Below are 25,089 nucleotides of genomic sequence, written 5' to 3' on the forward strand. Positions count from 1 at the left end.
GGGATGCAGAAATCCAGCATGAGCGTGTTCGAGCGCTACCTCACCGTGTGGGTGGTGCTGTGCATCGTGGTGGGGATCGGGTTGGGCCAGGTGTTTCCTGGAACAGCACGCGCGATTGGTGCGTGGGAAGTCGCCCGCGTGAACATTCCGGTGGGCCTGCTCATCTGGGTGATGATCATTCCGATGCTGCTCAAGGTGGACTTCGCCGCCCTGGGCGAAGTGCGCAACCACATGCGCGGCATCGGGGTCACCTTATTCGTGAACTGGCTGGTCAAGCCATTCTCCATGGCTTTTCTGGGCTGGCTGTTCATACGTCAGTGGTTTGCCCCATACCTGCCAGCTGACCAGATCGACAGCTACATCGCTGGCTTGATCCTGCTGGCCGCCGCCCCGTGCACCGCCATGGTGTTCGTGTGGAGCCGTCTCACGGGGGGCGACCCGCTGTTCACGCTGTCCCAGGTCGCGCTGAACGACAGCATCATGATCGTCGCGTTCGCGCCGCTCGTGGCTTTCCTGCTGGGCCTGTCGGCAATCACGGTGCCGTGGGACACGTTGCTCACCTCTGTCGTCCTGTACATCTTGACTCCCGTTGTGCTGGCCCAATGGTTGCGCCGGGCACTGCTGGCCCGAGGTCAAGCCGTGTTCGACGCTGCGCTGCATCGCATTGGTCCCTGGTCCATTGCTGCGCTACTGCTCACCCTGGTGCTGCTGTTCGCGTTCCAGGGCGAGGCCATCCTGCAGCAGCCCCTGGTCATCGCATTGCTGGCCGTACCCATCCTGATCCAGGTGTTCTTCAACTCGGCACTGGCGTATTGGCTCAATCGCGCAGCGGGAGAAAAGCATGCCATTGCCTGCCCATCAGCATTGATCGGTGCTTCCAACTTCTTCGAGCTGGCCGTGGCGACAGCCATCAGCCTGTTCGGTTTTCATTCGGGTGCGGCCCTGGCCACGGTGGTGGGGGTGCTCATCGAGGTGCCGGTCATGCTGCTGGTGGTCAAGGTCGTGAACTCTTCAAAGGACTGGTATGAATCCGGATCTTCCCAACGTTGATGCCACGCTCTTCGAGCAGGCCGATCTTGAGCGACTGGTGCCCGCACAGCGTTCTACCCATGCACCCCGCATCCTGCTGCTCTACGGCTCTGTGAGAGAGCGCTCCTATAGCCGATTGCTGACCGAAGAGGCTGCGCGACTGCTGCGCGCCCTCGGTGCTGAAACCCGCATCTACGATCCGCGAGGGCTGCCACTGCCGGACGCAGAGCCCGACAGCCATCCGAAGGTGGTGGAGTTGCGAGAGCTGGCCCAATGGGCGGAGGGCATGGTCTGGACCTCACCGGAGCGCCATGGCGCGATGACCGGCATCCTGAAGATGCAGATCGACTGGATACCTCTGTCCGTGGGGGCCGTGCGGCCGACCCAGGGCAAGACCCTGGCGGTGATGGAAGTCTCGGGTGGCTCGCAGTCGTTCAATGCCGTCAATCAGATGCGGGTACTGGGTCGGTGGATGCGCATGATCACCATCCCCAACCAGTCGTCGGTCGCAAAAGCCTTTTTGGAGTTCGACGAAAGTGGCCGCATGAAGCCATCAAGCTACTACGAGCGTGTGGTGGATGTAATGGAAGAGCTGGTGAAGTTCACGCTGCTGACCCGCGATAGTGCAGACTATCTGGTGGATCGGTATAGCGAGCGACGCGAGAGTGCAGACGCGCTGTCAAAGCGGGTGAATCAGCGCAGCATTTGACTGGCAGTGCTCAGGGCGCCGGCAGGCAGCTGGAGTACAGCTCCTCCGTGCGAAGAATCCTTGTCATTTGCTTGATATTGCTGGGCAGCGTTTTCCTGACCCAGACGGTATCGGCAAATCGAACAACCTTAACACTCCAGGCCCCAGATCAAGGAGTGGATCGGCCAATGCAATGGGGTGACACACGCCGTCGGCAGTTAAAAGCGATAGCCGAGCGCCATTTGGCGGAAGCTACGGGAAATTGTCGAGATGAAATCGGCGTTAGAGCAGTTGGTTTCTGTGTGCGCAGGTGACGATCATGCCCATTGCGCGATTCTGGAAAACCTCGCCGCAGACAGTCCCTCGGCCCCCAATCACAGTGTTAGCTTTGTCAAACCGAAGCGTCGCGGTGCCAAGGCCGCCCCCGCTCACTCTGGGGTAACCAACAAGCCGACAACCAGTCATTTGGATCTCATGACATGGATGCGTGGCGTACACGTGCATCAGAGCGGGCATTGAACTAGGCCGTGAGGTAGCTTGCAGAGCCATCACCTTGCACCGCGATTGCGGCCAGCCCGTACTTGGGCGGGCCACGCTTGTGGCCCACCTGTTTGCATTACTTAGGCGTGGAGCCCGGAGTGGCTTCCTTGTGCGGCATGGCTTCACGCGCATTGGCCTTTTCCTGACCACGGGCTTCGGCCTTGCTGGTGTCCGCAAGGCCAGAGCCTTCACCCCGCGCTGTACCGCCATCCTTGGTCCGCTTCACACCGGTTGCAGGACGGGCTTTCTTGTGGTCTTCGCCATGCGCTTGCGCCTTGGAGTTGGTATAGGGCGTGGCTTCCTGGGTGTCGCCAGCGGCGAATGCGGACGATGCGGCCGTCAGAGTCAGAGCAATAAGGAGCGTTTTCATGATTTTTCCTTGGTAGTTTGAGGTATGAGCGAAAGCGCACCCCTTCTTGGGGGCGCCGTGAAACACTTCTATCCCTACTTGGCAGGTTCGATGGCAGTGACGACCATCTTTCCACCCTCGTTGATCACCATGAAGCGGATCTTGTCGCCAACTTGCGTCTTGTCGAGCAGGGCCTTGTCTTTGGCTGGGAACACCATGGTCATCCCCGGCATGTCTAGATGCTTGATGTCGCCATGCTTGATGGTGATTTTCCCCGCGTCCTTGTCGATCTTTCGTACCTCTCCATCAGTCATAGAGGCCGCAGCCATGGCAGCTGGCTTGCCAGCGTCGCCCGTGGCCTGTGCCGTGGCCGACAGCGGCATGAGGGTGATCAGCGACAACATCGCGCCGATTAAAAGACTGTTTGCGTTTTTCATAGGAACTCCTTGTTCAATCGCGTAGAAGACTTTTCAGCTTACTTCTTCACCACCGTGACCTGGCCCTTCATGCCCGCGTCGTAATGACCTGGGTAAAGGCAGGCAAACTTGACTTCACCAGCCTTTGTGAACTGCCAGATGATTTCCCCTTGCTTGCCTGGAGCCAGCGACACTTTGCTGGGTTCGTCATGCTCCATATCCGGGAACTTCTTCATCGTCTCGTAGTGTTCCTTGAGTTCGGCATCGGTACCCAGGCTGAATTCGTGTTTGACCTGACCACCGTTCTTAATTACGAACTTGATAGTCTCGCCCTGCTTGACGGAGATTGCCGCGGGCGTGAAGCGCATGGTGTCAGCCATGTCAACATTGATCGTGCGGCTTACCTTGCTTGCTGTACCTGGCTGTCCTATGGCTGACTCCTCGCTTCCGTGGCCGTGACCACCGCTGTGAGTACCACCTGCCAGGCTATTGAAAGACAGAGCCACCAGGGTTGAGGCAGCGATCAGGGAAAGAGTGCTTTTCATAGTTACCTTACGTTGTGAATGAGGAAAGGGGGCGATCAATGGCCGCTGTGCGAAGACGGCTTTTTGACCTTGACGACAGTGTCCGAACTTGACTTTTCTTTGCGGGGCATGGATTGGCCACCTTCAGCCTTGAAGCGGGCGGGCTCAACCATCGGGCCGGTGTACTCGTAGGCCACCGTGCCCTCCGGGTTTTTGTACCAACCCGGGTTTTTGTAGTCGCCCGGCTTCTGGTCGCGGCGTACTTTGACGACGCTGAACATCCCGCCCATTTCGACCGACCCGAACGGGCCTTCCCCCGTCATCATGGGAATGGTGTTGTCCGGAATGGGCATCTCCATCTCGGTCATGTCTGCCATGCCCCGTTCGCCCATGACCATGTAGTCGGGGATCAGGTTGTTGATCTTCTTGGCGACGCCGCGATGGTCCACTCCAATCATGGTGGGAATGTCGTGACCCATTGCATTCATGGTGTGGTGGCTCTTGTGGCAGTGGAACGCCCAGTCGCCTTCTTCGTCCGCGAGGAACTCAATCTGGCGCATCTGGCCCACTGCCACGTCGGTTGTCACTTCATAGAGACGGGTGCTCTTGGGCGTGGGACCGCCGTCCGTGCCCGTTACCAGAAACTCGTGCCCGTGCAAATGCATCGGGTGATTGGTCATGGTGAGGTTGCCGATGCGAATCCGCACCTTGTCGTTGAGCCGGACGTTCAAGGAATCGATGCCAGGAAAGATGCGGCTGTTCCAGGTCCACAAATTGAAGTTCAGCATTTCCGCGACCTTGGGTGTCGCGGCGCCGGGCTCGATGTCGTAGGCGCTCAGGAGGAAGCAGAAGTCCCGGTTCACTTCGTCGATCAGCGGATGTTTGGTCTTGGGATGCGTGATCCAAAAACCCATCATGCCCATGGCCATCTGAGCCATTTCGTCGGCATGGGGGTGGTACATGAAGGTCCCCGGACGGCGCGCAACGAACTCGTAGACGAAGGTTTTGCCGGACTGAATCGCTGGCTGATTCAAGCCCGCCACGCCGTCCATGCCATTAGGCAATCGCTGCCCGTGCCAGTGGATACTGGTGTGCTCGGGCAGTTTGTTGGTCACAAAAATGCGGACGCGGTCGCCTTCCACGACTTCAATGGTGGGACCGGGACTCTGGCCGTTGTATCCCCACAGGTGGGCCTTGAAGCCAGGAGCCATTTCGCGCACCACGGGTTCTGCCACCAAGTGGAACTCTTTGACCCCCTGGTTCATGCGCCACGGCAGCGTCCAGCCGTTGAGCGTGACCACGGGGTTGTAGGGGCGCCCCGAATTGGGCACCAGCGGCGCCATGGTGTCCGCACTCGTCTGGAACACTGGCTCTGGCAGAGCGGCCATCGCCACCCGGCTCACACTCGCTGCGGCCACAGCCCCCCCAGCAATGCCAGCAAATCGGAAAAAATCTCTTCTTGAATTCATGTTGGTTTCCTTGAGGGATCAGTGACCTGCACCAGCTTCGGCTGCGGCTGCGCCACCGCCCGAGACACCTGCGCTGGTGGGCTTGCCGATGAGGGAGGCTTGAAGGGCTGCGTCCGCTAGCCAAAACTGCTGTTCGGCGTTCAGAGCCGCCATCACTGAGTTCACCTGGTCGCGGGAGTCGGCAAGCAACTCAAAGACGCTGATCAGCATCCCGTTGTAGCGAAGCTGGTTTTCTTCAGAGATGCTCTTACGCAGCGGGATCACTTCGTCGCGGTGGTGGCGCGCGATGTCGTATGCCGTGCGGTACGCGGAATAGCTCTCGCGCAAGTTCGAGCCCGCCGCGCGGGCTGTGGCCTCCAGGCGGTTGGCAGCGGCCAGGGTTTGCGCGTTCATGGAATCGCGTCGCATGCCCCCCCAATCGAAGATCGGCAGCTGCAGACTGATCTCGAAGCCGCGCCGCGTCGAGTGGGTGTTCTCGGCTGCATCGAAGACAGAGTCGCGCCGTACACCCAGTTCAATGTCCGTGAAGGTCGTGATCGTGTTCCAGCCTTGCGCGCGTGCGGCTGCGTCATAGTCGGCCTTCGCGATCTGAAGATCCAGCCGCCCCTTGGATGCCTGACGGCCAGCATCTGCTGGGGACAGCGGCTCCTTGGGCAGCGTCGGCAGGCGCTCAGGCAACTTGAGCTGCTGGGCTTGGTTGTCATCAAGGCCCAGCATCCGCACCAGCTCTTCACGGGCCGCTGTGACCCCGTGCTGGGCGGTGGCCAGCTGGGTCGCTGTGTCGGCATAGAACGCTTGCTGGCGTGCACGGTCAAGCTTGTTGAAATTACCGACTGCCTGCATGCGCTTGGCCAACTCGGCGCTGGCTTGGGCGCTTGCGACAACCTGTTGGGTGTAAGTCAACGTCTGTTGCGCGGCAACAGCGCGGACCCAGGCTTGGCGTACTTGGGTCACCTGGTCCACTACATCGCTGCTGAGGCGCAGCTGAGTCTGTTTGACACGCTGCTCGGCGATACCTTTGCGCATGGGCAAGGTCAGCAGGTCAAGCAGACCGAAGGAAAGGAGGCGTCCGATCTCCGTCTCGCTGCCTAGCCGAACGCGCTCCAGGCTCAGAATAGGGTTGGCGATGCGGCCGGACTGGGCCGCCGTGGAAGCGTCCGCCCAGTTTTGAGCCACGATGGCTTGCAGGGACGGGCTATTGACCAGAGCGAGTTGAACGGCATCTTGTTGACTGAGCGGTTTGGCCAACAAGTCCGAGGCGCGTTGGCGCAAGGCATCTTGCTCATTCCGGTCCCGGGCCAGAGTAAGTCCGCCGTCCGTGAAACCGCTTGTCGCCGCGTTGGCGCTGGAGAGGTTTTGCTCCAGATTCACGCTGGCGCAGCCAGACAAGACCGCCACTGCGGCAACAGCGATCACTAGTTTGGCGCGGGGCATGCGAAGGGTACGGATCATTGTTTGCCCCCGTGGTGTGCGTCATGGCCTTGGGCTGGTTGGCCCTGGTCCGCTGCGGGTGCGGGCTGGCGCATTTCCTTGGCATAGGCGCGCCATCCTCCAATTTCGCCCACCTTGTCGTTGGCAGCCTTCCAGGGCTGGACGGCTTGCTCTTTGTAGACCTCATAGCCCGTCAGAGCTGATCGGTACGAAAGTTGGTAGTCCACTTTCGGGGGGGCACCGTCCGGCATCTGAGCAAAGGCCAGCGAAGGCGCCAGCAGTGCAGCGGCCAGCCAGGGGATTGAGTTAAGTCGTGAAAGCCAGGAATTTCTCATAGATTCACCATGCGTTTTGATGCAACGCATTGTGTGAGTCAACGGCTTCCAAATAGATAACGTCTCAATTACATCTTTGTCATGTTCAAGAAAGGCGCAAATCTGCGGGCACACTGGCGGCCACTCGCAGCGCCAAGGAGGTCTCGTGAAGATACTGATCGTTGAGGACGAAATCAAAACCGGGGAATACCTGCGCCAAGGCTTGCGTGAAGCGGGATTCAACGCTGATCTGGTTCACAACGGTGTCGATGGCCTGCGTCTGGTTCAAGAGGAGGATTACGATCTCGTGATCCTGGATGTGATGCTTCCTCGGATGGACGGCTGGCAGGTCCTCACCAATATGCGTCGTCGAGGCCTTGAGATGCCCGTGTTATTTCTCACGGCAAAGGACCAGGTTCAGGATCGCGTCAAAGGCCTAGAGTTGGGCGCAGACGACTATCTGGTCAAGCCGTTTTCTTTTGCCGAATTGCTGGCAAGGGCACGGACCATACTGAGGCGCGGCCGCAGTGGCGCCGAGGTGACTATTCTGCAGGTGGCAGATCTTGAACTGGACCTTCTGCGGCGTCGAGTCAGCAGGTCCAGCAAACGCATCGACCTCACACCCAAGGAATTCGGGCTGCTGGAGCTGCTGATGCGTCGCCAAGGGGAGGTTTTGCCTCGCTCTCTGATCGCGTCGCAGGTGTGGGACATGAATTTCGACAGCGATTCCAACGTGGTCGAGGTGGCAATGCGCAGGCTTCGGGCCAAAATTGACGATGCCTATGACGCCAAGCTGATTCAGACGGTGCGAGGCATGGGTTATGTGCTTGAGGCACCCCAGGAGAATGTGTGATAGCTCGGTACTCGCTCACGACACGACTGACAGTCTTTTTTACGCTGGCTTCCGGGCTCGTGCTTGTTGGCCTGGGGACACTTGTTGCCATTTCCATTGACCGGCATTTTGTGGAACTGGATCGCGATGCCCTGCGCGACAAGATCCACCTCACACGTGAGGTGATAGGAAAATCCACGTCACCTGAAGACCTCAAAATGCGTCTGGACGACGTCTTGCACAGCCATGAGGGCCTTTTTGTCAGCGTTTTCCGTGACAAGGACCCGCTTTACGCGACCACGGGTTTCCAGTTTCCACAGGACCTCATCGCCCAAACCCAGAAAGCCCGCTTGGGGGTCGCATCCTGGCAGACCAATGACCGCGAGTACCGAGGGATGTCCGAATCCGTATCGATGCCGGGCGCCTCTCAAGCACCGCTCCAGATTTGGGTCGCGTTGGACATCGCACACCACAAGCATTTCATGCAAGGCCTGATTCGGGTGCTCGTGGGTTACGTGGCATTGGCAACGCTGGTGGCTGGGATCCTGGGCTGGTGGGCTGCAAAGAATGGCTTGGCGCCCCTTCGGACAATGCGGTCTCGCGCGATGGCGATCACGGCGCAGCGGCTGGACGATCGGATGCCAACTCAGGAGTTTCCGGTGGAGATGGCAGACTTGGCTACAACCCTCAACGAGATGCTCCGGCGCTTGAAAGAGGAGTTTGATCGCTTGTCCGAGTTTTCTTCGGATCTGGCCCACGAGTTGCGTACGCCGATCAACAACCTGATGACGCAGACACAGGTCACGCTCAGCCAGCCTCGCTCCTGCGGGGAGTATCAGGACATACTGGCCTCTAACGCCGAGGAGTACCAGCGTCTGGCCCGCATGGTGGCGGATATGTTGTTCCTGGCGAAAGCCGACCACGGACTCATTCTTCCCAGTACGGAAAAAATTGCTGTCCACGACGAAGCACAGGCCCTGTTTGACTTCTACGAGGCCCTTGCCGAAGAAAAGCAGGTCGGTCTGCAGCTTATTGGGGCGGCAGAGATCACTGGCGATCGGTTGATGCTGCGCCGGGCGCTGAGCAATCTCCTGTCCAACGCCATTCGCTATACCCCCCCTGGAGAACAGGTGGTCGTTGACATTCAAGGGGACGTTCACGGAACCACCGTGGATGTAGTCAACACTGGACCTTCCATCGACGCGCAGATGATCCCCCGCCTTTTCGACCGCTTCTTTCGGGCAGACAAGTCGCGCAAGCAACTGGACTCCGACGGTGCGGGCTTGGGCTTGTCTATCACCCAGGCGATTGTTCATGCGCACCGAGGCCGCATCTCTGTGAGTTCGGCCGATGGCAGGACTTGTTTTTCGATGTATTTCCCCAGTGCTCAGAACATTGGCAAGCGCCTCACAACAGATGCATGACCCCCTGGCCACCCTCATTGACTGCTGGAAGGCAGATCCCAGCAGCACCTACAACACCTGGTTCCTGTGGGATCAGCGGATCAAAAACTTCCGCTCTATTCGCCGAGGCATTGCGCAAGTGGTGGAGGACATCCGGGCGGGAACGTTTGGCAACGCCTACCGAGGATCCTCGTTAGAGACAATCGTTGGCTCCGTGGCGGAGCAGCGCCAGATCTTCAAGGGTGCGGACCACGCGTTCCTCTGGAAACCCAAGCTGCGCATTCCGGACATCTACGAGAACCCGAGCAACCAGCGCGCTTTTGCGGACCTCCTGCACACCTGCGATCACTGCGATTGCGCAGAAGACGTTGTGGCCGCCATACAGCGCATGGATGCGATTGGCATCAAAGGCCTGGGCCCAGCAGTCGCTAACTTGCTGTACTTCATCCGCCCGACACTGGTATCCCCTTTCAATACAGCCATCGTCGCCGGGTTCAACGCCGTGACCGGGGGGCGCATGAAGCTTGGGCGCTGGGACCACTATCTCTCGATGCGCGAGGGTTTGCTTCGCCTGAACGCGCAGTACCGGCTGAAACTATCGAACGATCTGGGCGCGATCGCGGGACTCATGTTTGATATAGGCAGTGGCCGATATGCCGCACCGCCTCCGGCAATGGACGCTGCAGCCGCTGCTTTGTGGCAAGAGGATCTAGAACGCGTACGTCAGGAATCCACCGCATTGCAACGGGAACTGTCCCAAGCTACCGAGAGCGATGCGACGCACACGGGTGTCCAGGCTTCGCTGCGCGACCTGGGCAAGGCCCTCGGCTTTGAGGTCTGGATAGCGTCCAACGACCGGGGCCGCGCCCATGGCGGGGGGCTGCTGGGAGATGGATGCATGGCGCAGTTGCCCGCCAGCCTGGACCGAGGACTGGAGTCTGTGCGACTGATCGATGTTGTATGGGTTGATCCCCAGACCTCGCAATTCGCCGCTGCATTCGAAGTCGAACACACCACGTCCATCTATTCGGGCATCGTCCGCATGCTCGATCTGGCCTTGGGCACGCCGGTTGCAGGCAACTGTGCGCTGTTTCTGGTGGCTCCAGACAATCGCAGAGACAAGGTCGCTGAGCAACTTCAAAGGCCTGCCTTCTCCAGGGTGTCGGAGCTTGGAATCCGGTACTTGCCTTACAGCCAGCTGGAGCAGAACCATGCTTCCATGAGCCGCTTTGGGTCCAGCATCAAGCCGCTGCTAGAGATTTCGCAGCGGCTGTGAGCCACGGTTCATCGGCGCGGCGCGGTCCCTGTGGGTTTGGCTCCTTGGGCCCAGGGGGAGGCAATCCTCGGGGATGTCGGCAAGATGAAGTTCCTGTTATCCCAAACGCAGGGATTGAGGGGCAGAGGCTTGCGTCGCAAAAGTTACAGGTCAGGCGCCATTAGCTACGATGAGCCATCACCTTGGTAGAGATCTCCGAGGCGGCACTTCGCAAATTCTTCGCCAAAACCAAGAAGCTCTCGACATGAACGTCACTACTAAGCCATTAGATGCTCTATCGCCAGTCGGCTTGTTGGGAAACTCTGTGCACAAAGCGCCGAGCATCCAGGAAGGCGGTTTTCTGGACGCGATGAAGCAGGCGCTGACAACCACCAGCCATTTGCAAAGTGAGTCGGGTCGGCTGAGTCGTGAGGTCACACTCGGCAATCCCACGGTCAGCTTGGAAGAAACGATGCTCGCCGGAGTCAAGTCGAACATTGCGTTTCAGGCTACCCTGCAAAGTCGTAACCGAATTGTTCAAGCCTACACCGATGTGATGAATATGCAGGTGTGACTTGCTCTGGGCAAAAGCCACGTAGTCGGAGCACAGATCGGCGCGGACGCTTCCCAGCGAAGTCGGCACATTCCTGCGAGAGCATAGACGCGCGTACTTTCATTGGAGATTTACATGCAGTCCAAAGATCATTGGGAGCAGGTCTACACGGCAAAGCCCACCTCTGGGGTGAGTTGGTTTCAGGAACACGCTCAGCAATCCACCCAGCTCATTCGGCAGACTTCAGTCGCCCGTGATGCGAGCATCATTGATATTGGAGGGGGTGCTTCAACTTTGGTCGATGATTTGCTTGATGAGGGGTACATGAAGGTCGCGGTTCTTGACTTGTCCGAGGCTGCTTTGTCGGCGTCACGGTCTCGACTGGGGGCGCGTGCGGACACCGTAACCTGGCTTGTGAGCGACATTACGCGCGTGGACCTTCCACGGCATGCCTACGACGTTTGGCATGACAGGGCCGTTTTTCATTTCCTTACCTCGTCGCACGAGCGGGAGGCCTACGTTCAGGCGGTTCTGCGCGCTGTCAAGCCCGGCGGTCACGTCATCGTGGCGACGTTTGCAGAAGACGGACCAGAGAGGTGCAGCGGTTTGCCCGTCATGCGCTACAGCGCCGACGGCTTGCACGCGCAATTCGGGGCCCCATTCACGCTCTTGCAGCAAGCGCGCGAAGAGCACCATACGCCACTCGGCACCGTCCAGAAGTTCATCTACTGTCTGTGCCGCAAAGAGCCGAGCTGAGGTTCGCATCGCGCCGATGCCTCCGATGCCCCTACAGACATATTTTCCTTGGGCCTATGGTTCGCTATGCAGGCGCTCTTGCCAGGCATCGACGTCCTCACGTGGACCGGACCGATTTAGAAGCGGGGAGCCTTGGTGGACTCATCCGATGTGACGGCGACGGCAGCATGCTGCGCTGCGTGGTATCGGTCCGGATAGATTTCGTTGAGTTTGCGGCCGTCTTCGCCCACAGCGACGACTTCGCCCTCGCGGATGGCACGTGCCAGCTCGCTCTTGACCTGGTCGCGTGTCTTCAGCGATTTGCTCGCCACGGTGGGATAGCGGCCTGACATCAGTTCATTGCGTTTGACCCCGAACTCGCCGGCCACCATGATGTCGCCTGTGCGGATAGCCTGCTCCAACTCGTCCCGCACTTGCTCCCGGGATTTGCCGACCTGAGTCGAAGTAGCCACGGGATAGGCGCCAGGATTGATCTGTTTGAGCGTAAGACCCGATTCGCCAAAGGCGAGCATGTCGCCGCTTCGCTGAGCCTGCGCCAATTCAGCCCGCACTTGTTCGCGCGTCTTGCTGACCGCTTGGTCCGAAGCAAATGCGGGGGCGGCGACGAGGGAAAGGACGATGAGGGTGGACTTGAGTTTCATGATGGGATTTCCTTGTTGAGTAAATGATGGTGGTTTGAGTGCAACCGCAGGCCGGTCTTGAAGGGGCACACGATTGCAGGTAGTCGTTGAGACAGCTCAGGGGAGTTGGCGGGCGTTGACCCAACCTGCCTCGCCGCCCAGGTCGCGCATGCCATCGCTGGTCACAGGGTTGCGCTTGGCGGCCTGCAACTCATCCAGAACTTGCTGGCGGGTCTTGGTGAGCTTGGGACCGGGGACGAGCGGATAGGTAGCGGGGTAGCCACGGCTGATCCAGTACAGCGAACCGTCCTTTTGAGCGGCCAGAACGGTGTTTTCGACAGCTTGGCGGCTGACCGCGTTGCCCAGGTGGTCGGGGGCCAGACTCACGCCTTCTTCCTGGCTTGGGCTTGCGTGGTACACCGAAGTGGCAAAGGACGCTGTAGCGGATGCAGCGAGGCTGGCGACGAGGATGGCGGTACGAACTTTCATGATGGTCTCCTGTGGCGCCGGATGCCCGATATGGTCCATCCAGGTGGCGTTTTTCTGCGCCACGGAGAGAAGTCTAGAAGCCGCACCCCTACGAAGCGGTGACCTTCCGATTACGATTTTGAAAGCCACAGGCCGCATGGGGGTGCGGGCATGCTCTGAAAAGCGCATGAGCGAAGGATGGACCTTCGCTCGAAGGCGATTTCCTAAGGGCCTGCACTCTTCTTGACATTCACACAGGGACAAGGTCTAAGCTGCCAGTTTAGGCAAAAGCGACGCATGGAGGTGATGCTATGACCTACAAGATTGGTGATGCCCGTCGAATGCTCAGCTACGCACTTTTGCGCGTTTTTGAGCAAGCGCGCAGGCAGCGGGAACTCGCTGTAGCCGATCTCGTGCTGTGTGCGCTTGAAGAACTTGCACGCAAAGACACCAACTGCCAGGGAACGCTTGATCGGGCGTACTTGCAATCGGTGGCTGTTGGCACGATTGTCGATGTCCCGACATCTTCATCAAGATGATTTTGCCGTACGCTTATGTTGCATTGATCACGCTCTTCATCGATGAACGTAGTGCGCTGCGCGGTCGTTGCCTCAGCAACTCAACTGTACGAGCAAACGACCGGCATGCAGATATGAATAGCAACTGGCCGTTGCGGCGACCCTTGCGCGAATGTGATGCGTAAATTACAGCCCTGAAATCTCCTCGTAATCTATGGCCCATAACGACGGCAAATCGCTCGAAAGCCGCGTCAATTGGCGATGCCAGCCTACAGCGCCGATCACCCCACGCGGCAAAAGATGGACGCTCCTCGCAGCCAACTGCGCAGGTTCCCGCTCATCTTTCGAGCTACTTATCAGGAGATTTTGATGAACCACACCCCGAACCAATACATGTCTTGCATCGAGGCTTGCCAGGAGTGCGCCACGGCCTGCCATCAGTGCTTTGCAGCTTGTCTGAAAGAAGACGACGTGAAAATGATGGCGCGCTGCATTGCCCTGGACGTCGACTGCGCAGCAGCGTGTAGCTTTGCGGCCGACGCCATGGCGCGCAATAGCGAGCATGCAGCTGCGATTTGCGCGCTGTGCGCTCAGATCTGCAAGGCCTGCGCCGATGAATGCGCCAGGCATGAGGCAGACCACTGCAAGGCCTGTGCGCAGGCTTGTCTCAAGTGCGCCCAAGAGTGCGACGCCATGGCGCGTGCGGCTTAATCCCGTTGCTTAACTCCTGGAGAGCATCTATGAAAACATTCCCAGCTTCTCACTCGCTGTCCGCCGCCGCTGTCATAGCTTGTGGCTTGTTGTCGCCTCTGGCACTGCATGCCCAGACCGCTCCCCACTCGGGCATGAAGGGCGCCGGTATGGATCAATCGATGCCTCACGGCAAGATGGACATGAAGGCAATGATGAAAGAGAACAACGACAAGATGGCATCCGTGCCAATGTCGGGCAACCCAGATGTGGATTTTGCCCAGATGATGCGGGTCCACCACCAGGGTGCGATTGACATGGCCCAGGCCCAGTTGCGGGATGGCAAGGACCCGAAAATGCTCAAGATGGCCAAGGACATCGTTGCCGCTCAGAAAAAGGAAATCGCTGAACTGGATGCATTTTTGGCCCGCAGTGGCAAGACACCTGCCGCTCCTACCAAATAGTCCTGAGTCCGATGTCGCTGCCCTGGCTCTTGGATCGTCGAAATCCAGGGCAGTGCCGTTTGGGAAGGGATCGGATGCCTGTTGCAGTCCAGGCCCTTGATTGAGGTCAAAGGTGGCGAAGGTTCTTGCTTGACACTCCCACCGTGTTAAGGCAACGCTGATTAAGGTCCACCATTGAGAGGGGTCAAACGTTATCCGCAGATGAAGCAGCAGACCTTGGCAATGGCCGCAGATCAAGACAACGGATTCGAGCATTCGCGCAAACCCACCCGACGCGAAGAGTTCTTGCGGACCATGGAGACAATAGTGCCATGGGCCGCTCTGTGCCAGGTGATAGAGCCGCACTACCCCAAAGCAGGCAACGGCCGCCCGCCCATTGGCCTTGAGCGCATGCTGCGCATCCATTTTCTTCAGCACTGGTTCAACCTGGCCGATCTGGCGTGCGAGGAGGCTCTGTATGACAGTGCCAGTCTGCGCCGCTTTGTGGGGATTGACCTGGGCCGCGAACGCGTGCCCGACGCCACCACGCTGCTGAAGTTTCGCAAACTGCTCAATGAGCAAAAACTGGGTGAAGCCCTGTTTGCCTAGGTAGGCCAGCAATTGCAGGAGCGCGGCTTCAAGGTCAACACCGGCACCATCGTGGATGCCACCATCATCGCCGCGCCCAGTTCTACCAAGAACGCCGACAAGGCGCGCGATCCCGATATGCACCAGACCCGCAAAGGCCAGCAGTGGTATTTCGGCATGAAGCTGCACATTGGCGTGGACAGCCAAAGCGGGCTGGCGCACAGCGCCGTGGTGACGGCGGCCAACGTGCATGACAAACACCCGCTGCCCGATCTGCTGCATGGCAACGAGCAGCGCGTGTACGGCGACTCGGCCTACGCCAGCCAGAAGGCTCTGATCCGGGGCAAGGCGCCCCAAGCCAAAGACTTCACCAACCAGCGCACCCGCCGTGCAGGCGAGGTGGACGAAGTTCAGCGGGCCAAGAACCGCAACAAGTCACGCATCCGCGCTCGGGTAGAGCATGTGTTCGGGGTGGTCAAGCGCCTGTGGGGATTCACCAAGGTGCGCTACCGCGGGCTGCAGAAGAACGCCACACGCGCATTCACGGCCTTGGCGCTGGCCAACATTTTCCTTGCCCGAGGGCGACTGCAGGGACAGGTGCGCCCGTAAGGGTGGAAATCGGGCCTCAAGGCCCTGCGAACGGCCCAAATGGGCGGCGCAAGAGGCCACAAAATCCAAAAAATGGCGTCTTCCGCGTTCGCGCGGGAAATTTCGAGGGCTTGTTCAGCGTAGCCCTAAGTCGGCCGTGAGATTGCTGAAAATTCATTCGGCATTTTTGTGCAGCGAACAGTCCGCACGACCATTACCAACGAAGTGCGACAGGCCTCGTTCGCTTTCCTTGGGTCTCGTCTGTTCCTCACAGCGCGCAATCATTCGGACGTATTCAAAGGCCCCATGAGCGCAGCAATGATAGGGCAAGGAAGCGCCTCTCCCGTGTCTTCGCACCTCTCCAGCATGTCTCTCAGAGCGCCTCGCATGCGCTGAAGGTCGCCAACCTTCTCATCGATCTGGTCAAGGCGCCGCCGTGTCACCGTCTGAATAGCCCGGCGATTCCGCCCATCCTCCAGATCCAAGAGCGACTTCACCTCGTCCAGCGAGAACCCAAGGCTCTGAGCGCGCTTGATGAAGCCGATCCGCTGGATCATCGAAGCGGGGTAGCGCCGGAAGCTGCCGGCGTTCTTCGGGATCGGCAACAGGCCGCGTCCCTGGTAGTAGCGGATTGTCTCCACGCCGACGCCAGCGACCTTCGCCAGCCTGCCAACCGTCATCCAATCACCCAAACCTTCGTTCATCGAGCGATCCACTGTCTATTCACGAGCAACACAGAATAACGCAGTACCGCGTAGTTGACCCTTGCCTCCATTTGATCCAAATCAATTTCCCGCAGCTCAGTTGGGAATAGGATCACAGGTGTCAATGGGTCAATAGGCCGCACATGCGCACACTTCTCAACCACCGCAGGATTCGCGCCATCGCGTGGATGGTGCTCGGGGTATGGCTGTTTGCGCTCGGGGCCGGGGTGGCCAATGCCTGCCTTCTGGAGTCTCCGCAGCAACATCGGCATGCTGTCGGGTATGAGCATGTCCCATCGTCCGGGCATGGAAATCATGAAGGCCTCCATGGTGAGCACGAAGAAGGTTCCCACGACCCGTCGAAGGCCCCGTGCCTGAAGCTCTGCGGCGACGTCAACCAGTCCGCCATTCAGAAAGCACCAACCTTCGCGTTCGACCTCGTCGGTTTGGCGCCTCCCGCCTATGGAGACCAGCTGCTGGCTCCGACGTTGGCTCTGCGAGCCATCCCATCGAGGGGTCACCAGCGACCACCTCCCAAGCGGCCGTCGTGGCTGCTGTTCGAGCGTCTCGCGCTGTAGCGCCTCCTTTGAGTTGCCGTGTCGGTCACACCCGGCGCACAACTCATAAGCCTTGACTCTGTACCCGACTACGGAGTTTTCATAGGGCTTTGTCCGCTTGCGGCGACATCGGTTTCGCCCCAATGGCAGGCACCCGCGGCTAAAGGAGAGAGAAATGAAATTCACGCATTCGATCGCGGCCATCGTGGGCGCCGCACTGGTCACCTTGTCTGCGTTCGCGCAGGACAACCATCAGGCCCATCACCCCGCAGGTGCGAGTCCGACCGCGGCCGAGACGCCAAGGGCGCCGACCACCGAGGGCATGGATGCGCAACTGAAGTCGATGCAGGCCATGCACGAACGGATGGTGGCTGCGAAGACGCCTGCGCAGCGCAAGGCGCTCATGGCCGAACACATGCAGGCCATGCGGGCTGGCATGGCGATGATGGGCGCAATGAAGGATGGAGCCGAGTCGGCGCCGACAGCTGAGCGGCAGCAAATGCTCGAAATGCGCATGGACATGTGCCAGTCCATGATGCAGATGATGATGGACCGGATGCCTGAGCCGGCGAAGTGAGGAGGACGACCATGACAACTTCTCACCGCACCGGTCCAAGGTTTTCGCGCTCGCGATGGTTCCTGGGCTTTCTGGTCTTCCTGGCCGTGAGCATCTACATGCTGCTGACGGAACACCGCGGGCACTACCTGGCCGCGCTGCCACTGGTCCTCCTAGCGACTTGCGTCATCGCTCATGTGCTGATGCATCGCCATGCCGTACCAGGCGACGGTAGCAAGGCGAATCCACCGTGCCCGGGAGAGCGCAAATGAACCACGATGCGCCCGCTTATGGGCTTTGGCTGCTCGTCCTCGTGAACTCGGCGGTCTTCATCATGTTCGCCTTCAGCTTCTTCAAACCGCAGACCTCGCGCGACTGGAGAACCTTCGGGACATTCGCAGCGTTCATTGTTGCCTTGTTCGTCGAGATGTACGGCTTTCCGCTGACGCTGTACGTGCTGTCCGGCTGGCTTCAGACCAAGTATCCCAGTCTGGACTTGCTGTCGCACAACAGCGGCCATCTCTGGTCGACCCTGCTGGGCGAGAGCGGCGACCCTCACTTCAGCCCGCTTCATATCGCAAGCTACATCTTCATCGGGGGCGGCTTCTGGCTTCTGTCGAGCGCCTGGACGGTGCTCTACCACGCGCAACGGCACGCCCAACTTGCCGTGAGCGGCCCATACGCCAGGATTCGGCACCCGCAGTATGTGGCCTTCGTGGCGATCCTTTTCGGCTTTCTGCTGCAGTGGCCGACGCTGTTGACGCTGCTGATGTTCCCCTTCCTCGTCGTGATGTATTCGAGGCTGGCAGTCAACGAGGAGAAGGACATGCGCAAGCAGTTCGGCGCCGAGTTCGACGCCTATGCCGCGCGCACGCCGCGCTTCCTTCCCTCCCTCTCGGACACGCGCCAGCGAGGCTGACATGAAGAAGACCCGCTGGCGTCAGCGCATCAATCGACCGTACCTGGCTGCAGCCTACGGACAAGGCGATGGCTGCGGCTCCAGCTCGGATGCGGACATGAGCGCCGCGCCCCGCCGGGCGTCGACACACGCAATGCTGATCGCCTGCGACCAGACCTAACGGAGAACCCATGGCAAAGAACAAGAAGGGCGCCAAAGGCGCCAAGCACAAGGCCGATGTGGACGGCACCGGCACTGCCCACGGCTCAGCGCGCGACGAGACAGCGACACGCTCGATCGGCCGCGAGGACTACGAAGCACAGTTGCACATGCTGCAGATCGAACTGGTGAAACTGCAGCGGCATTTCATCAAATGCAACGACCGTATCCTGATCCTCTTGGAGGGAAGGGACGGCGCAGGCAAGGACGGCAGCATCAAGCGGCTGGTCGAACACCTGAGTCCTCGGGAAACACGGGTCGTCGCGCTAGGAAAGCCCTCCGACCGGGATCGCACGGGCTGGTACTTCCAGCGCTACGTCCCGCACCTGCCAGTTGGCGAAGAGCTCGTGGTGTTCAACCGCAGTTGGTACAACCGTGCGGGCGTGGAACCGGTGATGGGCTTCTGTACCGCCGAGGAGCACGAGGAATTCATGAACTCAGTGCCCAAGTTCGAGGAGATGCTGGTCAACTCCGGTATCAAGCTGCTGAAGTATTACCTCGACATCGGCAAGAAGGAGCAGAGCCGCCGGCTCGGGGAACGCCGCCGTGATCCCCTCAAACAGTGGAAGTCGAGCCCGGTGGATGCCGTCGCGCTTAAGCACTGGGACGGCTATACACGGGCGCGCGACGAGATGTTCATGCGCACCCATACGGCCGCGGCGCCCTGGTCTGTCGTGCACGCCGACAACAAACGGTTGGCGAGGCTCAACCTGATCAGAGACATCCTCTCCCGGCTGCACTACGCCGGCAAGAAGCACAAGGTCATCGCTCCCGACCGGGAGATCGTCTTCGAGTTCTCGCAGGACTGCCTGGACTCGGGCCGACTCGCTCGTTGAGACCACGAACACAGCGAACAGGAAGAACAGCCATGAAGTCGATCAACGTTGAAGTCGGAGGGCTCGTATCGAGCCTGAGCGCGGAGGGAGTACGCCGCAAGCTGCTGCAGCTTCCCGGCGTCCATCATGCAGATGTCAACTATGTTGCGGGAAGCGCAACGGTCCATCTCGATGAGGGACAACTCAGTGTCGAGGATCTGCGCCAGCGCATCGCCGAATGCGGCTATCACTGCCGTGGCGAGCAGACGCCCAAGCACGTGTGCGCGCCCGCCGCTGGCGTCTCTGCCGACCCCAGCCATGCGGTGCACGGCCATCACGGCGCACCCGCACGTCAGGCGCAAGAGATGGGGCATGAGGGGCACCACGCGCATGCCCCCGCCACGGCCGCACGCGCGAAGGCTGCGGCCACGACGCCCGCCGCCCATGCTGCGCACCAGGCCCACGCAGGCGACCCTGCGATGGACGACATGATGCACGACATGGGCCACGGGTCGGGCTCGATGCAGGACATGGCTCGGGACATGCGCAATCGCTTCTTCGTGGCCCTGGTCTTCGCCATTCCCGTGTTCTTCTATTCCCCGATGGGGAAGATGTTCGGCGACTTCCAGACGCCGTTCGGGCTGGACGACAAGCTCTTTCTTTTCTTCCTCGCAAGTGCCGCGATCATCTATCCAGGTTGGCCTTTCTACGTGGCGGCGTGGCGCGCGCTGCGCAACGGCGTCGCCAACATGGCCACGTTGGTCGTGCTGTCGGTGGGCACCGGCTACCTGTTCAGCATCGGCGCGACCTTCTTCTACGAGGGTGAGGTGTTCTATGAAGCGGCATCGGTGCTGCTGGTCTTCATCCTGCTGGGGCACTGGCTGGAGATGCGCGCGCGCGCGGGCGCATCCGACGCGATTCGCGCGTTGATGGATCTCGCCCCACCCATGGCCACGGTCGTGCGCAACGGGGTGGAGACCAAGGTACCGACCGCCGAGGTTGCAGCCGGGGAACTGGTCGTGATCAAGCCCGGCGACAAGATCCCGGTGGATGGCGAGATCGTCGAGGGCGCGTCGCAAGTGGACGAGTCGATGCTGACGGGCGAGTCCATGCCGGTCAAGAAGGGCGTGGGCAGCACCGTCGTAGGCGCCAGCATCAACAAGAGCGGGAGCTTTCGCTACAAGGCCACGAAGGTCGGCGCGGACACGGCCTTGGCGCAGATTGTCAAGCTGGTCCAGGAGGCCCAGAACTCGAAGGCCCCCGGCCAGCTGCTGGCCGACCACGCATCCCAGTGGCTGGTGCTGGCGGCGATCGTGATTGGCCTGCTGACCTTCAGCGTCTGGTACTGGGTGATGGGACAGACATTACTGTTCGCACTCACCTTGACCATCACCGTGTTCGTGATCGCATGCCCTGATGCGCTGGGGCTGGCCACCCCGATGGCCATCATGGTCGGGACCGGGCTGGGCGCAATGAACGGCATTCTCTTCAAGAATGCGGCCGCATTGGAGAACGCCACCAAGTTGACGGTCGTGGTGTTCGACAAGACCGGCACCTTGACACTGGGGCAGCCCGATGTCGTCGAGATGGTGGCCGCGCCCGGTGTCGAGGAGACGCGGCTTCTGGCGACGGCCGCCGCGGTGGAGAAGTTCTCCGAGCACCCCCTCGCGCTCGCAGTGCTCAAGCGTGCGGGAGACATGCCGACGGAGGTCACCGAGAACTTCACCAACATCGATGGGCAAGGCGCACGGGCCACTATCGGGGGCGAGACGGTGCTCCTGGGCAACCGGCTGCTGATGCAGTCGGAACAGGTGGATCTGGCCCCCCTTGCCAGCGAGGCGGCGCGGCTGCAAGGCGGGGGGCGCACTGTGGTCCACGTCGCGCGCGGTGGCCGGCTGATCGGCCTCATCGCGATCGCCGATGCCGTGCGGCCGACCTCGCGCGAGACGATCGCCAAGCTGCAGGCACGCGGCGTGAAGGTCGCGATGCTGACCGGCGACAACCAGGCGACCGCCGAGCGCATCGGCAAGGAACTGGGTATCGACATCGTGCTTGCGGATGTGTTGCCCGGGCAGAAGGCCTCCAAGATCAAGGAACTGCAGCAGCAGGGTCACAAGGTCGGCATGGTCGGCGACGGCATCAACGACGCTCCGGCGCTGACGCAGGCCGACGTGGGCTTTGCGATTGGCGCGGGGACGGACGTTGCGATGGAAAGCGCCCAGGTGGTGTTGATGAAGAGTGACCCCTACGACGTGGTCGGGGCCATCGAACTGTCCCGGGCGACGCTGCGCAAGATGCACCAGAACCTCTGGTGGGCCGTGGCCTACAACGTGATCGCCTTCCCGCTGGCGGCCGGGGTGCTGTATCCGTTCACCTTGTCGCCCGAGGTCGCTGCATTGTCCATGTCGGGCAGTTCCGCGATCGTCGCGATCAATGCGCTGATGCTCAAGCGCACGCGCCTGCCGGGGATCAAGCGCGTGACGTCGCGTGCCAGTGTCCCAGCGGCCGCGTCAGCCTGAGCGGCGGGCCACCATGGTAGAGAGCCGCGCCATGCGATCACCGCGCGAATCCGGGCCCACCCGCCAGCAAGACCTCGGCGTCGCGCAGCTGGGTTGGCTCGCTGCGGCCGTATTCGTCGTCTCGGCCGGATATGGGGCACTGATGCCCTTGATCCCCGACTGGCTGCGGCCCTTGATGGGCGACGCGGATCCTGCGGCGCTTGCGCGCCATGTCGGCTACCTCAGCGGCATCTACACGGCGGGCATCCTGCTGGGTGCGCCCCTGTGGGGCATGCTGGCGGACAGGCTGGGGCGTGCCCGCGTGTTGCTGGTGGGCCTGATCGGCTACGTGGCCAGCCTGCTCCCGCTGCTGCGCCCCGAGTCCCTGGGCGTGGTCGGCATCTATGCGCTGCGCGGCGCGACGGGCTTTTTTGTGGCCGCGGTCGTGCCGGTGGTGCCGGCGCTCGTCGCGCAGTACACCCCAGAATCGATTCGCGCCAGGCGCTTTGCATGGCTGGGTGCGATGTCGCTGCTCGGGTTCCTGTTCGGCCCCGGCCTGAACGCCGCTGCAGAACGGCTTGTCGGCCTGGGCTTCTTGAGCGTGCTGGTACAGGGCTCATCGACCACGCTCGTAATCGCACTCTCGGCCGCGCTCGGCGCGCTGATGATGCTGGGCCTGGCCGCAACGCTTCCCGCACCTTCCTCCCTTGGAGAGGCGGACGCAGCCGATCACGACGGAGCACCCCGGAGCCGCTCCCTGGCGCTCTGGATTCTCAACGGTGTGGTCATGTTCGTGCTTGCCGGCTTTGAACTCGGCATCGTGCTGCAGGGCCAGCGCCACCCCGATCTCTCCTCCCGAGAGGTGTCGTTGATGTTCGCCGAGTGCAGTCTGGTGATGCTGGGCGTCAACGCGGTGCTGTTCTTCACCGGCCTGCTGGAGCGCGCCGACCCACGCCGCGTACTGGCCTGCGGCATGGTCCTGGGCATCGCCGGGCTCCTGATGCTGGCCCGCCATGGCAGCGAGATGTGGCTGTACGTCGGCGTGAGTTTCACGGCTGCGGGCACGGGTCTCGTGCTCCCCACCCTGGCCTACCTCGCTGCCGGCACCTCGGCGCGGCGGCTCGGTATCGCGATGGGAGGGCTCGCCGCGGCAGCCGGCCTCGGACAAACACTGGGATCGGCCGCCACCGGATGGCTATTCGGCGCTGTGATGCAGAGCACCTTTGCGTGGCTGTCGATTCCACTGGCCGCCACCCTCGCGCTGCTGCTCATTCCGCGGCGTTGGTGGCCAGCCAACCCCGTCCTGGTGAGCGCTTCACCGTCCCGCACTTTTCTCACTTCCACGGAAACCGAACCATGAGACTGATCCTGATGTCCCTGCTCGCAGCGCTTGCCCTGTCGCTGAGCGGATGCGGCTACAACGACTTCCAGCGGCTGGACGAGCAGACCAAGTCCGCCTGGTCCGAGGTGCTGAACCAGTACCAGCGGCGCGCCGACCTGATCCCCAACATCGTCGCGACCGTCAAGGGCGAGACCAACTTCGAGCAGGAGACGCTGACCCGGGTGGTCGAGGCCCGCGCGAAGGCGACCTCGATCCAGGCCACGCCGGAACTCGTCAACAACCCCGAGGCGTTCCAGAAGTTCCAGGCGGCACAGGGCGAACTGTCCGGCGCGCTGAGCCGGCTGCTGGTGGTGAGCGAGAACTACCCGCAACTCAAGGCGAACCAGGCTTTTCAAGACCTGCGTGCCCAACTTGAGGGCACGGAGAACCGCATCACCGTGGCGCGTGGGCGCTACGTGAAGGCGGTGCAGGATTACAACGTGCTCACGCGCAGCTTCCCGACCAACATCACGGCCAAGCTGTTCAGCTACGTCGTCAAGCCCAATTTCTCGGTCGCCGACGAGAAGGCCATGGCGGCGCCGCCACAGGTCGATTTCGGCGCCTCGGCGCCGGCGGCGCGCCCCTGACATGAGAACGCCCAGAACAGCGGTGCTCTCTCCGGCGGCCCCTCTTCGGCTGGCCCACGCTCTGGCCTGGCTGCTGCTGAGCCTGTTCCTTTCGGTCGCGTCCGCGCAGGAGTTGGTCGCCGTTCCCCCGCTGCAGGCGCGCGTCACCGATCTCACGGGAACGCTCGCCGCCGATCGTGTCGCCGCGCTGGATGCGCAGCTTCGGGCCTTCGAGCAACGCAAGGGCGTGCAGATCGCCGTGCTGATGGTCCGCTCGACGCGGCCCGAACCCGTCGAGCAGTACACCCTGCGGGTGGTAGAGCAATGGAAGCTCGGCCGTCGCAAGGTGGACGACGGCGCGTTGCTCCTGGTGGCCAAGGACGACCGCACCGTGCGCATCGAAGTCGGATACGGCATCGAGGGTGCGCTGAGCGACGTGGTATCGCGGCGCATCATCGACGAGGTGATCACGCCGCGCCTGCGCCAGGGCGATTTCGACGGCGGCATCGCCGCAGGCGCCGAACAGATCATGCGGGTGATCGATGGCGAGGCCCTGCCTGCGGCGGACCCACGGCGGCAGGGGCAGACCAACGACATCGGGCAGGCCTGGCCCTTCCTGTTCGTCGCGGCCCTGATGCTGGGCGGAGTGCTGCGCAACGCCCTCGGCCGCCTTCCAGGCTCCCTGGTCACGGCTGGCGTGCTGGGTGCCGCTGCGTGGCTGTTGGTGGGCACCTTCGCGGTGGCCGCGGTGGCTGGACTGGCGGGATTCCTCGTCACGCTGCTGGGCATCGGCATGGGTGGCCACGGCGGCCTGCACGGGCGCCACCGGGGAGGCGGCTGGCCGGGCGGAGGATTCCGCGGCGGCGGCGGCGGCTTCGGTGGCGGCGGCGCGTCAGGACGGTGGTGAGATGAACATGCAACGACTTCTTCGCCACCTTGCGACCACGGATCGCGCAGTCCGCCGCGCCTTCCCCCCGCGTGCCCTGGATGCGATCGAGCAGGCCATCCGCACGGGAGAGTTCCAGCATGGGGGCCAACTGCGCTTCGTGGTCGAGGGTGCGCTGGACGGATCGCCACTGTGGCGCAACCAATCGCCGGGCGAGCGGGCGCTGGACCTGTTCGCACGCCTGGGTGTGTGGGATACGGCGCACAACAGCGGCGTCCTGATCTACGTGCTGCTGGCCGACCGGGCCGTGGAGATCGTGGCCGATCGCGGCATCCATGCCTGTTGCGGTGCCGAAAGGTGGTCGGCTGTGTGCCAGCGCATGGAAGCCCAGTTTGCGCAGGGACGCTTCGAGGCCGGAGCCCTGGAAGGCATCGTGGCCGTCAGCCACCTGCTGGTGCAGCACTTTCCGCGGGGCGCGGACCACGGCAACGAGTTGCCGGATCGGCCGGTCCTTCTTTGAACGACAACATCCTTG

30 protein-coding genes and 1 pseudogene are annotated in these 25,089 nt (G+C 61.4%); 22 read left to right on the forward strand and 9 right to left on the reverse strand.

Features of this window, described 5'->3' with window-relative positions; genetic code table 11:
* The first annotated feature begins 3 nt into the window (after window positions 1–3).
* Together arsB and arsH are read left to right on the forward strand one after the other, a co-directional pair.
* Window positions 4–1,050: an ACR3 family arsenite efflux transporter gene (arsB, locus tag C8C93_RS24045; protein ID WP_199727068.1), complete on the forward strand. Its 1,047-nt coding sequence runs from the start codon at window positions 4–6 to the stop codon at window positions 1,048–1,050.
* On the forward strand, window positions 1,025–1,738 hold the full coding sequence (gene arsH / locus C8C93_RS24050) for an arsenical resistance protein ArsH (RefSeq protein WP_055396770.1): 714 nt from the start codon (window positions 1,025–1,027) through the stop codon (window positions 1,736–1,738). Before arsB ends, arsH begins: the two co-directional genes overlap by 26 nt.
* Before the next feature lie 595 nt (window positions 1,739–2,333).
* Here arsH and C8C93_RS24055 read toward each other — a convergent pair.
* The 6 genes from C8C93_RS24055 to C8C93_RS24080 form a co-directional block, all read right to left on the reverse strand.
* Window positions 2,334–2,627, reverse strand: coding sequence for a hypothetical protein (locus tag C8C93_RS24055; RefSeq protein ID WP_055396768.1), 294 nt, complete (start codon window positions 2,625–2,627; stop codon window positions 2,334–2,336).
* A 74-nt stretch (window positions 2,628–2,701) separates the two neighbouring features.
* Window positions 2,702–3,043: a copper-binding protein gene (locus C8C93_RS24060; protein ID WP_063459326.1), complete on the reverse strand. Its 342-nt coding sequence runs from the start codon at window positions 3,041–3,043 to the stop codon at window positions 2,702–2,704.
* Between the two features lie 38 nt (window positions 3,044–3,081).
* Complete coding sequence (locus C8C93_RS24065) at window positions 3,082–3,567, reverse strand: plastocyanin/azurin family copper-binding protein (RefSeq protein ID WP_063459327.1); 486 nt, start codon at window positions 3,565–3,567, stop codon at window positions 3,082–3,084.
* A 35-nt stretch (window positions 3,568–3,602) separates the two neighbouring features.
* Window positions 3,603–5,015 (reverse strand): multicopper oxidase family protein, encoded by a 1,413-nt coding sequence (locus tag C8C93_RS24070; RefSeq protein ID WP_063459328.1) that lies wholly within the window; start codon window positions 5,013–5,015, stop codon window positions 3,603–3,605.
* An 18-nt stretch (window positions 5,016–5,033) separates the two neighbouring features.
* Window positions 5,034–6,467 (reverse strand): TolC family protein, encoded by a 1,434-nt coding sequence (locus tag C8C93_RS24075; RefSeq protein ID WP_063459329.1) that lies wholly within the window; start codon window positions 6,465–6,467, stop codon window positions 5,034–5,036.
* Entirely contained in the window at window positions 6,464–6,781 is a 318-nt protein-coding gene (locus C8C93_RS24080) for a hypothetical protein (RefSeq protein WP_063459330.1), read from the reverse strand. Before C8C93_RS24080 ends, C8C93_RS24075 begins: the two co-directional genes overlap by 4 nt.
* A gap of 145 nt (window positions 6,782–6,926) precedes the next feature.
* On the opposite strand from C8C93_RS24080, the gene C8C93_RS24085 reads away from it, so the two are divergent.
* The 5 genes from C8C93_RS24085 to C8C93_RS24105 all read left to right on the forward strand — a co-directional run bounded on the left by C8C93_RS24085 (window position 6,927) and on the right by C8C93_RS24105 (window position 11,559).
* Window positions 6,927–7,613, forward strand: coding sequence for a heavy metal response regulator transcription factor (locus C8C93_RS24085; RefSeq protein ID WP_121508520.1), 687 nt, complete (start codon window positions 6,927–6,929; stop codon window positions 7,611–7,613).
* Window positions 7,610–9,016: a heavy metal sensor histidine kinase gene (locus C8C93_RS24090; RefSeq protein ID WP_121508521.1), complete on the forward strand. Its 1,407-nt coding sequence runs from the start codon at window positions 7,610–7,612 to the stop codon at window positions 9,014–9,016. Before C8C93_RS24085 ends, C8C93_RS24090 begins: the two co-directional genes overlap by 4 nt.
* Complete coding sequence (locus C8C93_RS24095) at window positions 9,009–10,271, forward strand: type II restriction endonuclease (protein WP_121508522.1); 1,263 nt, start codon at window positions 9,009–9,011, stop codon at window positions 10,269–10,271. Before C8C93_RS24090 ends, C8C93_RS24095 begins: the two co-directional genes overlap by 8 nt.
* 244 nt (window positions 10,272–10,515) lie before the next feature.
* Window positions 10,516–10,824, forward strand: a complete 309-nt coding sequence (gene fliE / locus C8C93_RS24100) for a flagellar hook-basal body complex protein FliE (protein WP_056745009.1) — start codon at window positions 10,516–10,518, stop codon at window positions 10,822–10,824.
* A 114-nt stretch (window positions 10,825–10,938) separates the two neighbouring features.
* Window positions 10,939–11,559, forward strand: coding sequence for a class I SAM-dependent methyltransferase (locus C8C93_RS24105; RefSeq protein WP_008904064.1), 621 nt, complete (start codon window positions 10,939–10,941; stop codon window positions 11,557–11,559).
* A 116-nt stretch (window positions 11,560–11,675) separates the two neighbouring features.
* Here the strand turns inward: C8C93_RS24105 and C8C93_RS24110 are convergent, their stop codons facing one another.
* Window positions 11,676–12,200, reverse strand: a complete 525-nt coding sequence (locus C8C93_RS24110; protein ID WP_008904063.1) for a DUF4148 domain-containing protein — start codon at window positions 12,198–12,200, stop codon at window positions 11,676–11,678.
* A 96-nt stretch (window positions 12,201–12,296) separates the two neighbouring features.
* Window positions 12,297–12,668, reverse strand: coding sequence for a hypothetical protein (locus C8C93_RS24115; protein WP_121508523.1), 372 nt, complete (start codon window positions 12,666–12,668; stop codon window positions 12,297–12,299).
* 290 nt (window positions 12,669–12,958) lie between these two features.
* Here C8C93_RS24115 and C8C93_RS25095 point away from each other — a divergent pair, with 290 nt between their 5' ends.
* The 4 genes and pseudogenes from C8C93_RS25095 to C8C93_RS24130 all read left to right on the forward strand — a co-directional run bounded on the left by C8C93_RS25095 (window position 12,959) and on the right by C8C93_RS24130 (window position 15,495).
* Window positions 12,959–13,186 (forward strand): hypothetical protein, encoded by a 228-nt coding sequence (locus C8C93_RS25095; RefSeq protein WP_147433798.1) that lies wholly within the window; start codon window positions 12,959–12,961, stop codon window positions 13,184–13,186.
* Between the two features lie 279 nt (window positions 13,187–13,465).
* Complete coding sequence (locus C8C93_RS24120; RefSeq protein WP_370110674.1) at window positions 13,466–13,876, forward strand: four-helix bundle copper-binding protein; 411 nt, start codon at window positions 13,466–13,468, stop codon at window positions 13,874–13,876.
* Window positions 13,877–14,010: 134 nt separating this feature from the next.
* The gene (locus C8C93_RS24125; RefSeq protein ID WP_051022494.1) at window positions 14,011–14,319 is read left to right on the forward strand and encodes a DUF305 domain-containing protein; all 309 of its coding nucleotides are present in this window, start codon (window positions 14,011–14,013) and stop codon (window positions 14,317–14,319) included.
* Window positions 14,320–14,520: 201 nt separating this feature from the next.
* Window positions 14,521–15,495, forward strand: a pseudogene (locus C8C93_RS24130) (IS5 family transposase).
* Between the two features lie 260 nt (window positions 15,496–15,755).
* On the opposite strand, the gene C8C93_RS24135 reads toward C8C93_RS24130, so the two are convergent.
* Window positions 15,756–16,178, reverse strand: a complete 423-nt coding sequence (locus C8C93_RS24135; RefSeq protein ID WP_003090234.1) for a MerR family DNA-binding protein — start codon at window positions 16,176–16,178, stop codon at window positions 15,756–15,758.
* Between the two features lie 143 nt (window positions 16,179–16,321).
* Between C8C93_RS24135 and C8C93_RS25180 the strand changes: the two genes are divergently transcribed.
* From C8C93_RS25180 to C8C93_RS24185, 11 genes are all read left to right on the forward strand, one after another.
* Complete coding sequence (locus C8C93_RS25180; RefSeq protein WP_079279895.1) at window positions 16,322–16,756, forward strand: hypothetical protein; 435 nt, start codon at window positions 16,322–16,324, stop codon at window positions 16,754–16,756.
* A gap of 154 nt (window positions 16,757–16,910) precedes the next feature.
* A complete protein-coding gene (locus tag C8C93_RS24145) occupies window positions 16,911–17,312 on the forward strand; it encodes a hypothetical protein (protein ID WP_003090236.1) in 402 nt (133 codons plus the stop codon).
* An 11-nt stretch (window positions 17,313–17,323) separates the two neighbouring features.
* Entirely contained in the window at window positions 17,324–17,563 is a 240-nt protein-coding gene (locus C8C93_RS24150) for a DUF2933 domain-containing protein (protein ID WP_009516014.1), read from the forward strand.
* Window positions 17,560–18,210 carry an isoprenylcysteine carboxylmethyltransferase family protein gene (locus C8C93_RS24155; RefSeq protein ID WP_003090238.1) on the forward strand — a complete coding sequence of 217 codons (651 nt, stop codon included), beginning with the start codon at window positions 17,560–17,562 and terminating at the stop codon, window positions 18,208–18,210. The genes C8C93_RS24150 and C8C93_RS24155 overlap by 4 nt, the downstream gene beginning before the upstream one ends.
* A gap of 1 nt (window position 18,211) precedes the next feature.
* Window positions 18,212–18,370: a hypothetical protein gene (locus tag C8C93_RS25285; RefSeq protein WP_009516017.1), complete on the forward strand. Its 159-nt coding sequence runs from the start codon at window positions 18,212–18,214 to the stop codon at window positions 18,368–18,370.
* A gap of 10 nt (window positions 18,371–18,380) precedes the next feature.
* On the forward strand, window positions 18,381–19,244 hold the full coding sequence (ppk2, locus tag C8C93_RS24160; RefSeq protein WP_003090242.1) for a polyphosphate kinase 2: 864 nt from the start codon (window positions 18,381–18,383) through the stop codon (window positions 19,242–19,244).
* 32 nt (window positions 19,245–19,276) lie between these two features.
* Window positions 19,277–21,742, forward strand: coding sequence for a cation-translocating P-type ATPase (locus C8C93_RS24165; protein ID WP_006226038.1), 2,466 nt, complete (start codon window positions 19,277–19,279; stop codon window positions 21,740–21,742).
* A 31-nt stretch (window positions 21,743–21,773) separates the two neighbouring features.
* Window positions 21,774–23,081 (forward strand): MFS transporter, encoded by a 1,308-nt coding sequence (locus C8C93_RS24170; protein WP_015012974.1) that lies wholly within the window; start codon window positions 21,774–21,776, stop codon window positions 23,079–23,081.
* Window positions 23,078–23,689 carry a LemA family protein gene (locus tag C8C93_RS24175; RefSeq protein ID WP_009516025.1) on the forward strand — a complete coding sequence of 204 codons (612 nt, stop codon included), beginning with the start codon at window positions 23,078–23,080 and terminating at the stop codon, window positions 23,687–23,689. The genes C8C93_RS24170 and C8C93_RS24175 overlap by 4 nt, the downstream gene beginning before the upstream one ends.
* 1 nt (window position 23,690) lies before the next feature.
* Window positions 23,691–24,575: a YgcG family protein gene (locus tag C8C93_RS24180; RefSeq protein ID WP_009516027.1), complete on the forward strand. Its 885-nt coding sequence runs from the start codon at window positions 23,691–23,693 to the stop codon at window positions 24,573–24,575.
* Between the two features lies 1 nt (window position 24,576).
* A complete protein-coding gene (locus C8C93_RS24185) occupies window positions 24,577–25,074 on the forward strand; it encodes a TPM domain-containing protein (RefSeq protein ID WP_003121538.1) in 498 nt (165 codons plus the stop codon).
* The last annotated feature ends 15 nt before the right edge of the window (window positions 25,075–25,089 follow it).

Source organism: Acidovorax sp. 93, assembly GCF_003633835.1.
Classification (GTDB): domain Bacteria; phylum Pseudomonadota; class Gammaproteobacteria; order Burkholderiales; family Burkholderiaceae_C; genus Acidovorax; species Acidovorax facilis.

Excerpts from the sequence above, each read along its gene's own strand:
- arsB (WP_199727068.1), top strand. The coding sequence starts at position 4 with ATGCAGAAATCCAGCATGAGCGTGTTCGAGCGCTACCTCACCGTGTGG.
- arsH (WP_055396770.1), top strand. The coding sequence starts at position 1,025 with ATGAATCCGGATCTTCCCAACGTTGATGCCACGCTCTTCGAGCAGGCC.
- C8C93_RS24055 (WP_055396768.1), bottom strand. The coding sequence starts at position 2,627 with ATGAAAACGCTCCTTATTGCTCTGACTCTGACGGCCGCATCGTCCGCA.
- C8C93_RS24060 (WP_063459326.1), bottom strand. The coding sequence starts at position 3,043 with ATGAAAAACGCAAACAGTCTTTTAATCGGCGCGATGTTGTCGCTGATC.
- C8C93_RS24065 (WP_063459327.1), bottom strand. The coding sequence starts at position 3,567 with ATGAAAAGCACTCTTTCCCTGATCGCTGCCTCAACCCTGGTGGCTCTG.
- C8C93_RS24070 (WP_063459328.1), bottom strand. The coding sequence starts at position 5,015 with ATGAATTCAAGAAGAGATTTTTTCCGATTTGCTGGCATTGCTGGGGGG.
- C8C93_RS24075 (WP_063459329.1), bottom strand. The coding sequence starts at position 6,467 with ATGATCCGTACCCTTCGCATGCCCCGCGCCAAACTAGTGATCGCTGTT.
- C8C93_RS24080 (WP_063459330.1), bottom strand. The coding sequence starts at position 6,781 with ATGAGAAATTCCTGGCTTTCACGACTTAACTCAATCCCCTGGCTGGCC.
- C8C93_RS24095 (WP_121508522.1), top strand. The coding sequence starts at position 9,009 with ATGCATGACCCCCTGGCCACCCTCATTGACTGCTGGAAGGCAGATCCC.
- fliE (WP_056745009.1), top strand. The coding sequence starts at position 10,516 with ATGAACGTCACTACTAAGCCATTAGATGCTCTATCGCCAGTCGGCTTG.
- C8C93_RS24105 (WP_008904064.1), top strand. The coding sequence starts at position 10,939 with ATGCAGTCCAAAGATCATTGGGAGCAGGTCTACACGGCAAAGCCCACC.
- C8C93_RS24110 (WP_008904063.1), bottom strand. The coding sequence starts at position 12,200 with ATGAAACTCAAGTCCACCCTCATCGTCCTTTCCCTCGTCGCCGCCCCC.
- C8C93_RS24115 (WP_121508523.1), bottom strand. The coding sequence starts at position 12,668 with ATGAAAGTTCGTACCGCCATCCTCGTCGCCAGCCTCGCTGCATCCGCT.
- C8C93_RS25095 (WP_147433798.1), top strand. The coding sequence starts at position 12,959 with ATGACCTACAAGATTGGTGATGCCCGTCGAATGCTCAGCTACGCACTT.
- C8C93_RS24120 (WP_370110674.1), top strand. The coding sequence starts at position 13,466 with ATGGACGCTCCTCGCAGCCAACTGCGCAGGTTCCCGCTCATCTTTCGA.
- C8C93_RS24125 (WP_051022494.1), top strand. The coding sequence starts at position 14,011 with ATGAAGGGCGCCGGTATGGATCAATCGATGCCTCACGGCAAGATGGAC.
- C8C93_RS24135 (WP_003090234.1), bottom strand. The coding sequence starts at position 16,178 with ATGAACGAAGGTTTGGGTGATTGGATGACGGTTGGCAGGCTGGCGAAG.
- C8C93_RS25180 (WP_079279895.1), top strand. The coding sequence starts at position 16,322 with ATGCGCACACTTCTCAACCACCGCAGGATTCGCGCCATCGCGTGGATG.
- C8C93_RS24145 (WP_003090236.1), top strand. The coding sequence starts at position 16,911 with ATGAAATTCACGCATTCGATCGCGGCCATCGTGGGCGCCGCACTGGTC.
- C8C93_RS24150 (WP_009516014.1), top strand. The coding sequence starts at position 17,324 with ATGACAACTTCTCACCGCACCGGTCCAAGGTTTTCGCGCTCGCGATGG.
- C8C93_RS24155 (WP_003090238.1), top strand. The coding sequence starts at position 17,560 with ATGAACCACGATGCGCCCGCTTATGGGCTTTGGCTGCTCGTCCTCGTG.
- C8C93_RS25285 (WP_009516017.1), top strand. The coding sequence starts at position 18,212 with ATGAAGAAGACCCGCTGGCGTCAGCGCATCAATCGACCGTACCTGGCT.
- ppk2 (WP_003090242.1), top strand. The coding sequence starts at position 18,381 with ATGGCAAAGAACAAGAAGGGCGCCAAAGGCGCCAAGCACAAGGCCGAT.
- C8C93_RS24165 (WP_006226038.1), top strand. The coding sequence starts at position 19,277 with ATGAAGTCGATCAACGTTGAAGTCGGAGGGCTCGTATCGAGCCTGAGC.
- C8C93_RS24170 (WP_015012974.1), top strand. The coding sequence starts at position 21,774 with ATGCGATCACCGCGCGAATCCGGGCCCACCCGCCAGCAAGACCTCGGC.
- C8C93_RS24175 (WP_009516025.1), top strand. The coding sequence starts at position 23,078 with ATGAGACTGATCCTGATGTCCCTGCTCGCAGCGCTTGCCCTGTCGCTG.
- C8C93_RS24180 (WP_009516027.1), top strand. The coding sequence starts at position 23,691 with ATGAGAACGCCCAGAACAGCGGTGCTCTCTCCGGCGGCCCCTCTTCGG.
- C8C93_RS24185 (WP_003121538.1), top strand. The coding sequence starts at position 24,577 with ATGAACATGCAACGACTTCTTCGCCACCTTGCGACCACGGATCGCGCA.